Origin of the sequence: Dactylosporangium roseum (assembly GCF_025264685.1) — a bacterium.
GTDB lineage: Bacteria > Actinomycetota > Actinomycetes > Mycobacteriales > Micromonosporaceae > Dactylosporangium > Dactylosporangium roseum.
Map to the genome: position 1 here is coordinate 5,771,490 of NZ_CP073721.1, position 12,356 is coordinate 5,783,845.

The window sequence follows — 12,356 nt, forward strand, 5'->3', positions numbered from 1 at the left end:
GCGCTCGCGACGCGGCACGGTGGGTCATCGGCGCTCGTCGGCCACCAGCCGTTCGAGGGTCTGGACCATCTCGGCAACGGCGGGCCTGGCAAGAGATTCGTGACGCAGAGCCGCGGCCCGGCGGGAGAAGTCGTCGTTCTCGAGTACCTCGACGATGTGCTCGCGCAGGCGCTGCGGGGTGAACGTGTAGGAGTTGGCCACGTACACCCCGGCACCGTGCTCGTGCAGGCCCTGCGCGAACTCGATGGGGCCCCAGTTGCGCTCCTCGTTGAGCAGGCTGCTCGGAATGATCAGCTGGGGCACACCGTGTTCGAGGGCGGCGCCGAACGTGCCGGCGCCGCCATGGTGTACCACGGCGGCGCAGGTGGGCAGGAGCGCCCCCAGCGGCACGAAATCTACTGGCCGGACGTTGTCGGGAACGCGCTCGACCACCCGCAGCTCGTCGGCGTCGAAGGTGGCGACGACTTCCACGTCCAGCCCGTCCACCGCTTCCAGTAGGGCGGCCACCGACGCCTTGCTCCCATAGGCCGCGCGATGGGACGCGCCAAGGGTGAGGCAGATCCGGCGTCCGCCCGGCGGGACGCGGAGCCAGTCGGGCAGCAGGCCCGGGCCGTTCACCGTGACGTGCCGCATGGCCAGGTAGCGCGGCTCGGGGGCCCGGCGGACCCAGGAGGGCATGGGATCGATCGTCCACCGGCCCAGCACCATCTCCTCGGTGAACGCGAGGCCGTACTGCCCGCCGAGGGACGCGAGCCACTGTCGCAGCGGATCCTCGGCGTCCCCGGCCGCCTTGCGCAGGAACGCCGAGCGCAGCCGGCCCATCCGGTCGGTGCCGAACAGCAGCCGCACGTGCATCGCGCCGCCGGCGACGGCCGCGACCGCCGCGCCCATCATCATCGGATCCCAGATCACGAGGTCGGGCCGCCAGTGGCGGGCGTACGCGACCAGGTCGGCGACCGTCGCGTCCGGGCACACCACCCGGAACCAGCCGACCGTCAGGTCGCTGATGCGCTGCCGCACGTCGTCCCAGTCCATGAACGCCTCGTCGGGCAGGGACTCGTCGGCGCCCGACGAGCCGTCGGTGACCACCTCCGCCAGGTAGTCGCGCAGGCCCAGGAAGGGGCCGACCGGCACACCGGTGAGACCCGTACGCATGATCTCCGCGGTCAGGTCCGGTGTGACCGCGATCTGCACCTGGTGACCGGCCGCGCGCAGTGCCCAGGCGAGCTGGGTCTGCGCTTTGAGATGCGACTCCACGGGCAGCGGAACGAACAGGACACGCATGGCGGCCGAGGTGCTCCTTTCCGGTCGGTGCTCACGTCCGCGCGGCAACCCCTACGTGCTCAGCGGGGCGTACTGCGCCCACAGCGCGCCGACCGCGTCGGCCAGGCTGTAGCGGGGCCGCCAGCCGAGCAGGCTGAGAGCCGGCTCCGGATCGACCCTGATCCAGTCCTCGGCGGCGCCCGGGCTGGCCGTCTCGACCAACCGGGCGGGCACCCGGCTGACCTCGATGAGCAGGCGGACCAGCTCGCGCACGGACACCGCCTCACCCCGGCCGATGTCGGCGATCCGGCCGCTGACCGGCGCCCTCAGCGCGGCGACGACGGCGGCCGCGACGTCGCGCACGTCGACGTAGTCGCGGTGGGCGAGCAGCGCGCTCAGGGCCACCACCGCGGGCTCCTCCCCCGCGTCCGCGAGGCGCCCGGCGACCCGGCCGAGCAGGCTGATGTCCGGGGTACCCGGCCCGACGACGTTGGCAAGGCGCAGGATCACGGCGTCGACGCGGCCCGCCTGTACCGAGGCCAGCACCGCACGGGTCGCCGCGAGCTTGGCCTTGCCGTATGCGGTGTCCGGCCGCGCGGGCAGGTCCGGATGGGTCCGGCCGCCGCGCGGGATCGGCCCGTACTCCAGAACGGAGCCGAGATGGACGAGCCGGGTCCGCCGCGGCGCCCGCTCCAGCGCCGCCACGAGGCGGCGCGACGGCACGGCGCAGGCATCCTCCATCTGCGCGTCCGTCAGCCCCCAGATGCTTCCGGTGGCGTTCACAACCACGTCGGGGCGCTCCCGTGCGAGCAGCGCGTCCAGCTTCTCCGCGGGGTCGGCACCGAGGTCGGCGCGGCAGAACCGGTAGCCGAACGTTTCGTCCGGCGTGGTGCGTCCGATGGCCACGACGTCGGCCCCGGCGTCGGCGAGATCGGCACAGATCCTGCGGCCCACGAAGCCGGTACCGCCGAAGATCGCGACCCGCGCCCCGTGCAGAGCGTTCATCCGGCGCACCGCCGCATCGGCGCGACCGCCGCCCACCGCTCGCCGCGGTACCCCGGCCGGGTCATCTCAGGCCCAGGTCCGCTGCGGTCAGGGTGCCGGTCCGGGCGAGCGTCTCCAGCCGGTCGGCGACCGCCGCCGGAGAGGACGCGCGTTCGACACCGGCGCGCAGTTCCTCGGCCGCCCTCCGGAACGTGTGGTCGAACAGGACCTTGACCAACGCCTCTTCGACCTCCAGGGTGGTTGCCTTGAGCCCAGGGAGCGTGAGTACCGCGCCGGACGGGTCGATACGCCGGCCGTAGATCAGAGCGTCGTAGTTCAGCGCCAGCGAGAGCTGAGGTACCCCGGCGGCGATCCCGTTCATCAGGCAGTTGGCGCTGCCGTGGTGCACCAGGAGGTCGACGTGCGGCAGCAGCAGCTCGATCGGGTGGTTGCGCAGCACCCGCACGCCCGGCGGCAGCCCGCCCAGGGTTTCCACCTGCTCCGCGCTCGCCGTCAGCACCACCTCCGCGCCGTGCTTGACGGCCGCGTCGATCGCATGGCGGAGGGAAGGGATGTTCGCGCCGAACACACCGGTCGCGGAGTTGCCCCACACGACAAGCACCCGCTTGCCGCGGCGCGGGCCGAACAGCCACGGGTCCACCGGCTGGACGCCGTTGTAGGGCACGTACCGGATCGGGATCCGCAGCGCGCTGCCCTGCGGCGGGATCGCGCAGTCCGGCGAGGGGTCGACCATGTAGGCGATCCGCTCGCGCGACCAGTCCACCCCGTACTTGTGGAAGCACGACAGGGGGTCGCCCGCGACCAGGTTCAACCCCGGCTCCGTCTCGACCGTGCCGATGAAGCCCGGGGAGACGTAGACGCTCGGCACGCCGTGCAGCGCGCCGATGAGCGCGCCCTCGACCGCCATCAGGTCGTGCACGACGAGGTCGGGGCGCCAGACCGCGGCGAAGTCGACCGCGCCGTCGTAGCTGTGCTGGACCGCTGCCACCGACCGCTTCCAGAAGTCCCCCAACTGGCCCGGGTCGAAGTCGGTGAGCGACTCGAGCTGCTTGCCCGTGAAGGGGTGCAGCGGCAGTGGCGCGTCGGGCAGCCGGTCGGGCGTGTAGAGAGCCTGGACGTAGAACGCCAGCCGCGCCGACTCCATCATGTCGGGCGCGTCGAGAACCGGGACCGGCAGCAGGCCGGTGGCCGCCACCCCGGCGGCCTGCTCCGGCGTGCACGCGACCTGGACCTCGTGGCCGGACGCCCGCAGAGCCCACGCCAGCGGCACCATGCAGAAGTAGTGGCCTGCCCAGTTGGACACCGTGAACAGGACTTTCATCCCGACCCTCCGTCAGTACGTCAGTGGCAGCAGCGGATCGGTGTTACGACTTCCGGCAGACCGCCACGATGTCGCACACCTCGGGGCTGGTCCTCTCGTGCAGCACTTCCACGTGCACGAAGCCCGCGTCGGCCAGTGCCTTCATCAGCGACTCGCGGTCCAGCCAGCGCACGTCGACGCTGAGTCCCCGGGCCTGCGGCTCGGGGTGCTCCTCGCGGACGGGCTTGACCACGAACCCGTCGAGCCGGGCCAAGCCCTCGGCGGTACCCCAGTAGTGCGTCGACAGGTAGAGGTTGTCCGACACGCGGGCGATGTTGCCCAGCAGCGTCCACGGCTCCTGCACGTGGTACAGCAGGCCGGCACACAGGACCGCGTCGAAGTGGCCCAGCTCGGCGAGGTCAAGGGTCTCCACGTCGGCGAGCCGCATCTCGGCGTTGGTCGCGCCGTGGACCTCCAGGACGAGCTCGGCCCGGCGCAGGTTCTCGACCCGCCCCTCCAGCGCCAGCACCCGGGTCCCGGGCCGGCGGGACAGCGCGAGGGTGTCGGCCCCTTCCAGTGCGCCCAGCTCGAGAATCCGCTGGGCATCCGGAAAGGCCTGGAAGAACCGCCGGGCGCGCTCGTCGGGGTCCTGGCGCAGCACATAGTCCAGCTTGGATTCCCCGGCGTAGACCACACCGTCGAACTCGAACCCGTTGACCCAGGGTTCCAGCTCGAGCACCCGGCGCCTGATCTCTGTGGAATCCATGGATCAGGACCCTAGCAACAGGATTCGGGCGACGGACTGGTGAAAGCCCCAGTTCACATATCCGGGACGGACGGAAGAACGACGGTAGACGCATCGGACCAGCCGGGTCGCGCCGAGCCGGTGGCATCGACACTAGTGTTTCTCCTAGAGAGACCGGTAAATCCCCTGATATACCTGAACGGACCTCCGGTAGCGTCTTGTGCGGGCGTACGTGACCCCTCAAGGAAAGGCGTAGCGTTGACGACCGACAAGACGCTGTCACCTCAGGCCGAGCAATCGCTGGAGCTTTATCGGACGATGCGGTTGATCAGGTCCTTCGAGGAGCGCTGCCTCGAAATGGCCCTCTCCGGGGAGATCGTCGGCGGGGTTCATCCGTATGTCGGGCAGGAGGCCGTGGCCGCGGGCGTGTGCTCCCAGCTGGGGCCGCTCGACGTGATCACCAGCACCCACCGTGGGCACGGCCACGTCCTGGCCAGGGGCGCCGCTCCCGACCGGATGCTCGCCGAGCTGTGCGGGAAGGACAGCGGGCTCAACCGCGGCCGCGGCGGCTCGATGCACGCGGCCGACGTGGGGCTCGGCATCCTCGGCGCGAACGGGATCGTCGGTGCCGGCGCACCCATCGCGGTCGGCGCCGCCTGGGCCGGTCGCCGGGCCGGGCTGAACCGGGTCGCGGTGGCGTTCTTCGGCGACGGAGCCCTCAACCAGGGCGTCGTCCTGGAGGCGTTCAACCTGGCGGCCGCGTGGTCACTGCCGGTGCTGTTCGTATGCGAGAACAACGGGTGGGCGATAAGCCTTCCGGTGGGCCGGGGGCTCGCCGGCGATCCGGTGAGCCGGGCCACGGGTTTCGGCATGACGGCCGACTCGGTGGACGGCATGGACGTCGAAGAGGTGGCCGCACACGCCGGCAAGGCGATCGACGCGTGCCGCTCGGGAGCGGGCCCGGCATTCCTGGAGTTCCGGACGTACCGGTTCCACGGGCACCACTCGTTCGAGCACCAGATGGGGGTGGTGTACCGGGAGGAGGACGAGGTCGCGAGCTGGCGCGCACGCGATCCGCTCGAGCTGCAGCGGACCCGCCTGCCGCAGGAGCGCGCCCAGGACGTCGACGACGAGGTGGCCCGGTCGATCGACGACGCGGTGCTGTTCGCCCGGGCGGGCCGGGCCCCCAGCCCCGGGGACGCGCTGGCGCATCTCTACGCCGACGGGACAGCCCCACGGCCGGGAGTGGTGGCACCGCGGCGCGTGTAGCGCATTTCTCCGGCGTGATCACCGGCGGGCGCGGGGCCGGTATTCACGACGGCTCGCGTCATTGCGTCGAACCACTCGAATACGGCCGGAAACAATAGGGAATTTGCTAGCCATCTATATGGCAGGCTGATGGCGACACCACATGGAGGCAGCCATCAGACTGGGATTCGGCGGCATTGCCCTGGATGTCGGGGGGGTCCTTTATTACGATGAGCCCTTCGAGTTGGCATGGCTGCAGGGAACGTTCAACCGAATGTCAGCGGCCGACCCTGGAATTACCCTGGCGGCATTCGTCGAACTCGTCGAACGGTTCTACCGGCGGGACGGCTCCGTCGATGTGTGGAACGGGTCCACGGCCGCCGACCGGAGCTGGACGAGCGTGCGACGCGGCTGGCGCGAGCTGGCGCAGGAGATCCCCGGTGCCCGGCGCGCCGTGCGCGAACTGGCCCGGCAGGTGCCCACCGTGGTGGTCGCGAACCAGCCCGCCGAGTGCGTCGCCGTCCTCGACGACTGGGGGCTGACCGAGGTACTGCGGGGGATCTTCCTGGACTCGCTCGAGGGCGTGGCCAAGCCCGATCCGGGGCTGCTGGACCTGGGACGGGCCCGGCTCGGCCGGCAGCCGGCCGAGATGCTGATGGTGGGCAACCGGGTCGACCACGACGTCCGGCCGGCCCTCGCCCTGGGCTGCGGGGCGGCGTTCGTGCGGGGCGACTCGGCCTACCAGGTGCCGCCGGGCGTGCACCGCGACATCGTCGCCGCCTACGAACGGCTGCGGAAGGTCCGGACCGCACCGCCACCGGAAGACAGCGTCGTCATGATCGTCTCCTCCCTGGCCGACCTCGTGGACCGCTTCGCCCGTACCGAGCCCACCGCGCCCGCCCAACGAGCGCCCGGCGCCTCCGAACGGGGAGCGCGAGCTCACGTGGGTGCGCCGGGAGGTGACACCCGATCCGGCCGGCCATGAGGGTGGTGCGGGCGGTGCGTCCCGGCATGGCGGCCGTGATCGGCGCCACCGGGTTCCTCGGCAGCCGCCTGGTCACCGAGCTCAGCGCGGCGGGTCGCCCGATGGCCCTGTTCAACAGGGCCAGACCGCCGGTCGTGGGCGGCCGTCCGGCCGGCGAGCTCGGCGCGGCCGAGACAGTGTTCTTCCTGGCCGCGGGCCTGAACCCGATGCTCGCCGCCCGGTCCCCGGCCCACGTCGCCGAGGAGCACTCGCTGCTCGCCGAGGTTCTGCGAGCGTTGACCCGCACCTCCCACCGGCCCCTGGTCGTCCTGGCGAGCTCGGGCGGCGCGGTGTACTCGCCCCGGGCCGTGCCGCCCTACCGGGAATCGTCTCCCGTCGACCCGTCGTCGGCCTACGGGCACGCGAAGCTCCGCCTGGAGCGGCTCCTGTTCGCCCACTCCGGGGCGATCCGGCCCCTCGTCCTCCGGCTCGGCAACGTGTACGGCCCCGGCCAGCACCCCAGGCGCGGGTACGGCGTGCTCGCGCACTGGCTGACGGCGGTCGCGCGAGGCGAACCGGTCCGCGTGTTCGGCGACCCTTCGGTGGCCCGTGACTACGTGCACGTGGACGACGTCACCCGGCTCCTGGCAATCGTCCACAGCACGGTCGCATCCGGCTTGCAGGCCAACCTGCCGACGGTGCTCAACGTCGGCTCCGGACGCCCGACGTCGCTGGCGCACCTGCTCACGATCCTCCGCGAGGCGACGGACCGGGACCTGACCGTACTGCAGGAGGACAGCCGCCCGTTCGACCGCCAGAGCAACTGGCTCGACCCGACGCTCGCTCAACGGACCCTCGGCTGGAGTGCCCGCATCGAGCTGCGCGACGGCGTGCGGCGGCTGCTGGAACTACCGGTGGACCTGCTGTCCGCACCGTACGCGCCGCGGGAGGTGTCGTGATCGCGGAGCGCCACCGACGGGTCAGACCGGTGCCCCGGCGGTTCCGGACCGGTCCACCGCGAACTGCGCCTCGTACAGGCGCCGGTACCCGCCGCCCTGCAGCAGCTCGTCGTGCGTCCCCTGCTCGACGATCCGGCCCTGATCCATCACCAGGATAATGTCGGCGTCGCGGATCGTGGAGAGCCGGTGCGCGATGACGAAGCTGGTCCGTCCGCGCTGAAGGTCGGCCATCGCCCGCTGCACCAGCAGCTCGGTCCGCACGTCGATGGCGCTTGTCGCCTCGTCCAGGATGAGAATGACCGGATCGGCGGCGAAGGCCCGCGCGATCGTGATCAGTTGCTTCTCGCCGGCGCTGAGGCCCATCTCGTCGTCGTCAATGACGGTGTCGTAGCCATCCGGCAGCGTCCGCACCAGGTGCTCCAGATGCGCAGCCCGCGCGGCCGCGGCCACCTGCTCTGGCGTGGCGTCGTCCCGGCCGTAGGCGATGTTCTCGGCGATGGTGCCGCCGAAGAGCCAGGTGTCCTGCAGGACCATCCCGGTGAGGCCGCGCAGACGCGCCCGGGTCATCGTCGCGGTGTCGACGCCGTCGATCCTGATGTGCCCGGCCTGGACCTCGTAGAAGCGCATCAGGAGGTTGACAAGCGTGGTCTTGCCCGCGCCGGTCGGCCCGACGATAGCGACCGTCTGCCCGGGCCGGACGTCGAACGACAGGTCCTCGATCAGCGGGGCGTCCTCCGTGTAGCGGAACCGGACCCGCTCGAATGTGACGCGTCCCCGGGGGGTGCCCGGCTCGGCCGTGACCGTGGGGTCCGGTTCCTCCTCGGCCGCCTCCAGCAGCTCGTTCACCCGGTCGAACGAGGCGACCCCCGACTGCAGCATCTGAGTCACGGTGGCGAGCTGGCTGATGTTCTGGCTGAACAGCCGGGAGTACTGGAACAACGCCTGCAGGCCGCCGAGGGACATCGCGCCGGCGGCGATCCGCAGCCCGCCGACGACCGCGACCAGGACATAGCTCAGGTTTCCGATGAACATCATCGAGGGCTGCACCAGGCTCGAGGCGAACTCCGCCCGGAAACCGTTGTCCACCAGTGCCCGGTTGTGGGTGTGGAAGGTCGCCGTGGCCTCCGGCTGGCGACCGAAGGCCTTGACCAGGGCGTGGCCGGAGTAGATGTCCTCGACGTGCCCGTTGAGCTGCCCGGCGGCCAGCCACTGCGCGGCGTACCGCGGTCCGGCCCGCCTGGCGATCACCCTGGCCACGTAGCCCGACAACGGGACGGTGACCAGGGCGACCAAGGCGAGCGGCCAGGAGACCCACAGCATCATCGCCAGGACCCCGACGATGGTCAGCGGCGCACCGAGCACCTGGCTCAGCGTCTGCTGCATGGTTTGGCCCAGGTTGTCGATGTCGTTGGTGAGCCTGCCGAGCACCTCGCCGCGCTGCGCCGAGTCCAAATAGGACAGCGGCAGCCGGGCGAGCTTGGCCTGGACCTGCTCGCGCAGGCGGTGCATGGACCTCTGCACGACGGTCGCCGCCGTCCACCCGGCCATCGTGCCGAGCAGCCATCCGATCGCGTAGACGACCGCCACGACTATCAGGACGCGGGCCAGGGCACCGAAGTCGATGCCGTGGCCGGGGCGGAAGTCGATCGCCGACACCATGTTGGCGATGGAGCCGTGGCCGTCGGTCCGCAGCCGGTCGATCACCGCCGCCTTGTCGATGCCGGCGGGGAAGCTCAGGCCGATCATTCCGCCGAAGATGGTGTCGACGGCCTTGCCCATGAGCAGCGGCCCGGCCACCGTGGCCAGCACGCTGCCGGCGGTGAACAGCACCGCGCGCGTGAGGAGCCGCCGCTCGGGCCGCAGCATCCGCGCGATGGCCCGTATCGAACCGCCGAAGTGCCGTGTCCGCTCCGGCGACGCTTCGCCACCCGACGGCGCAGGAGTGCTCACCCGGCTCTACCCTCTCGCTCGATCTTCACGACCGGCGCGCGGCCGGGCCGACGGTTTCCTGCCCATCGAGCTGGGAGAGTGCGATCTCCCGGTACACCTCGTTGGTCGTCATGAGGTCCTGATGCCGGCCCACACCGACGACCTGCCCCTCGTCGAGGACCACGATGCGGTCGGCATCCCGCACGGTGCTGACACGCTGCGCGACGATGACGACGGTCGCCCCCGATGACTCGGCGAGCAGCGCGGCGCGCAACGCGCTGTCGGTCGCGTAGTCGAGCGCGGAGAAGGGGTCGTCGAGCAGGTAGACATCGGCCCGCCGGACCAGCGCCCGCGCGACCGCCAGCCGCTGGCGCTGTCCTCCCGACAGCGTCGTGCCGCCCTGCCTGGTCGCGGTGTTCAGCCCGTCCGGCAGCCGCTCCACGAAGTCGCGGGCCTCCGCGACCTCCAAGGCGTGCCAGAGCTCGTCGTCGGTGGCGTCGGGATCGCCGTAGCGCAGGTTCGACGCGATCGTCCCGGCGAACAGGTAGGCGCGCTGCGGCACGTAGCTCACCGCCCGCGCCAGCACCGCCGGGTCGAGGTCGCGCACGTCCGTGCCGCCGACCGCCACCCGCCCGCCCGTGGCGTCGAGCAGCCGGGCGATCAGGTTCAGCAGAGTGCTCTTGCCGCTGCCCGTGCCGCCGATGATGGCGACGGTCTCGCCCGGTCGCGCGGTGAGGCAGATGTCCCGCAGCACCGGCTGCTCGGCACCGGGGTAGCGGAACTCCACGTTCGTCAGCTCCAGGAGTCCCGGCTCGGGAAGCACGGCGACCGGGGCGGCGGCGGGGGTCAGGCTCGTGGGGGTGTCCAGCACCTGCTGGAGGCGCGTGGCGCTGAGCTGGGCGCGCGGCAGCATGACCAGGACGAACGTGGCGGTCATCACCGCGAGCAGCACCTGCATCAGGTAGATCAGGAACGCCGCGAGCATACCTACCTGCATGGAGCCGTCGGCGATGCGGTGCGCCCCGAACCACAGGATGACGATGGCGGCGAGGTTGATGACCGCGACGACGCTCGGAAACATCAGGCTCATGGCCCGGCCGCTGCCGAGTGCCGCCTCGTACAGCTCGTCGCCGGCGCGCGCGAACCGGACGCGCTCGTGCTCCTCGCGGACGAATGCTCTGACCACCCGGACCCCGATGATCTGCTCGCGCATGATCCGGCCGAGCCGGTCGCCGGACACCGCCATGCGCTTGACCATGGGCAGCGCCTTGACGACGATCGCGACGATGACGGCCCCGAGCGCGGGAACGACTACCAGGAGCAGCCCCGAGAGCTGGACGCTCTGGTGCAGCGCCATGAGGACGGAGCCGAATCCCATCATCGGGGCGAACACCGCCATGCTGAGCGTGGTCATCACGAAGGTCTGCACCTGCTGGACGTCGTTCGTGGTGCGCATGACCAGCGACGGCACCCCGAAGTGCCCCATCTCCCGGCCGGAGAACTCCTGGACCCTGTCGAAGAGGGCCGCTCGGACGTCGCCGCCGATCCTCGAGGCGGTGCGGGCGCTGAAATACCCCGCGCCGAACAGGCCGGCGAACTGGACCACCGACGTGACGATCATCAGTCCGCCGAGGACGACGACCCGGCGGGTGTCGCCCTTGACGATCCCGTCGTCGACGATGTCGGCGTTCAGGGTCGGCAGATAGAGCGCCGCGGCGGTCTGCACCAACTGCAGGAACACGATCGCGGCCAGCGGGCCGCGGTACGTGCGCAGGCGGGGTCGCAACAGCCGCAACAACATGCGAACAACCTCTCATCGTCGGACGGGCGGGCCGTCCACAGCCGCGCGCCGCGATCGGCGGTGCCAATCAGTAGAACCCCTCGGGGGTCGCGCGGCTGATCTGGAGCGGGAGCACGTTGGCGACCCCGTCGCAGGGCCACTCCGGCCCGGTGTCGTAACGCATCGCCTGGTCGCGCTCCAGGACGTTCGGCAGGAACAGGTCCTCGTGCATCACGGTGAGCCGGACCTGACCGATCTGGCCGTACCCCACCGGCTTCGTCCAGTCCGACCGGCTCACCACCGCCGCGGTCACCTGCGGATAGTTGGGCAGGTACGGAAGTACGGCGCCGTCCCGATCGGCGGGCAGGCCCGCGCAGTTGCCGAAGGTGTTGCCGTAGGACCGGCCGCAGATACCGCCCCCGAGCACTTTGGCGAAGGCCCGGTGCATCGCCGCGGTGATGTGGGTGCCGCTCAGCCGCACTCCCTCCAGCGCGGCCGCCAGCTCGGGCTCCTTGCGGATCAGCGCCGCCAACAGCGCCGGCGTGGTGTTCATGTAGGACACCGGCTGCGTGCGCAGAATGCCCGCGATCTGCTCGATCAGGTGCGCGGTGTACTCCTCCGCCTCGGCGAACCGGCCCATGCGGATGAGTCGCTTGGCCCAACGAGGGTCGGCGTCGAACAGGTAGACCCTGGCGTCGAAGAACTCGGTCAGCTCGTACGCGCCGTTGCCGATCAGGTGCGGGCCGGTCGGCGTCGCCTGCAGCCAGCCGCGGCCGGGAAGGAACCCCTCGGTACGGAACGACCAATGTCGCCAGGCGGCCCTGTGAACGATCATGCTTTCGGTGTAGAACACCCGGCAGGGGTCGCCCGTGGTGCCGCCGGAGTCCCACACCCGCCCGACCAGGGGCCGCGGCACGGCCATCGGTACCAGCTCGGCCGGATCCCGTTCCCGCAGCTCCTGCAGCGACAACGGCCCGAAGGCGGCCAGCTCGGCGTACCGGGTGATGTCCCGCGGGTCGAAGTCCAGCTCGGCGGCGCGCGCGAGCCAGTACGGGCTGCCGATGTCGGGGTCGAAGTGGCGACGCACGACGCGCCGCGTCCAGTCGTCCAGCTCCTCCTGGAGGCAGCCCTTCACCAGCGCGTTCGGGTCGATCATGGTGACG

General features: G+C 71.1%; 10 protein-coding genes. 3 read left to right on the plus strand and 7 right to left on the minus strand.

From position 1 onward, the window contains the following. Nucleotides 1-24: 24 nt before the first annotated feature. The 4 genes from Drose_RS26980 to Drose_RS26995 form a co-directional block, all read right to left on the minus strand. The gene (locus tag Drose_RS26980) at nt 25-1,284 is read right to left on the minus strand and encodes a nucleotide disphospho-sugar-binding domain-containing protein (protein ID WP_260724121.1); all 1,260 of its coding nucleotides are present in this window, start codon (nt 1,282-1,284) and stop codon (nt 25-27) included. A 51-nt stretch (nt 1,285-1,335) separates the two neighbouring features. Next, nucleotides 1,336-2,268: an NAD-dependent epimerase/dehydratase family protein gene (locus Drose_RS26985; RefSeq protein ID WP_260724122.1), complete on the minus strand. Its 933-nt coding sequence runs from the start codon at nt 2,266-2,268 to the stop codon at nt 1,336-1,338. Nucleotides 2,269-2,329: 61 nt separating this feature from the next. Then, nucleotides 2,330-3,589 (minus strand): nucleotide disphospho-sugar-binding domain-containing protein, encoded by a 1,260-nt coding sequence (locus Drose_RS26990; protein ID WP_260724123.1) that lies wholly within the window; start codon nt 3,587-3,589, stop codon nt 2,330-2,332. Between the two features lie 43 nt (nt 3,590-3,632). Next, nucleotides 3,633-4,334 (minus strand): class I SAM-dependent methyltransferase, encoded by a 702-nt coding sequence (locus Drose_RS26995; RefSeq protein ID WP_260724124.1) that lies wholly within the window; start codon nt 4,332-4,334, stop codon nt 3,633-3,635. A 297-nt stretch (nt 4,335-4,631) separates the two neighbouring features. Between Drose_RS26995 and Drose_RS27000 the strand changes: the two genes are divergently transcribed. The 3 genes from Drose_RS27000 (at nt 4,632) to Drose_RS27010 (ending at nt 7,484) form a co-directional block, all read left to right on the plus strand. Then, on the plus strand, nt 4,632-5,582 hold the full coding sequence (locus Drose_RS27000; protein ID WP_390891456.1) for a thiamine pyrophosphate-dependent dehydrogenase E1 component subunit alpha: 951 nt from the start codon (nt 4,632-4,634) through the stop codon (nt 5,580-5,582). Between the two features lie 142 nt (nt 5,583-5,724). Continuing rightward, nucleotides 5,725-6,546 carry an HAD family hydrolase gene (locus Drose_RS27005; protein ID WP_343871168.1) on the plus strand — a complete coding sequence of 274 codons (822 nt, stop codon included), beginning with the start codon at nt 5,725-5,727 and terminating at the stop codon, nt 6,544-6,546. Continuing rightward, nucleotides 6,543-7,484 (plus strand): NAD-dependent epimerase/dehydratase family protein, encoded by a 942-nt coding sequence (locus Drose_RS27010; protein WP_260724127.1) that lies wholly within the window; start codon nt 6,543-6,545, stop codon nt 7,482-7,484. Before Drose_RS27005 ends, Drose_RS27010 begins: the two co-directional genes overlap by 4 nt. 21 nt (nt 7,485-7,505) lie before the next feature. On the opposite strand, the gene Drose_RS27015 is transcribed toward Drose_RS27010, so the two are convergent. The 3 genes from Drose_RS27015 to Drose_RS27025 all read right to left on the minus strand — a co-directional run bounded on the left by Drose_RS27015 (nt 7,506) and on the right by Drose_RS27025 (nt 12,349). After that, nucleotides 7,506-9,434 (minus strand): ABC transporter ATP-binding protein, encoded by a 1,929-nt coding sequence (locus Drose_RS27015; protein WP_260724128.1) that lies wholly within the window; start codon nt 9,432-9,434, stop codon nt 7,506-7,508. 25 nt (nt 9,435-9,459) lie between these two features. Continuing rightward, nucleotides 9,460-11,214 carry an ABC transporter ATP-binding protein gene (locus Drose_RS27020; protein WP_260724129.1) on the minus strand — a complete coding sequence of 585 codons (1,755 nt, stop codon included), beginning with the start codon at nt 11,212-11,214 and terminating at the stop codon, nt 9,460-9,462. A gap of 67 nt (nt 11,215-11,281) precedes the next feature. Then, nucleotides 11,282-12,349, minus strand: a complete 1,068-nt coding sequence (locus tag Drose_RS27025) for a hypothetical protein (RefSeq protein WP_260724130.1) — start codon at nt 12,347-12,349, stop codon at nt 11,282-11,284. Nucleotides 12,350-12,356: the final 7 nt, after the last annotated feature.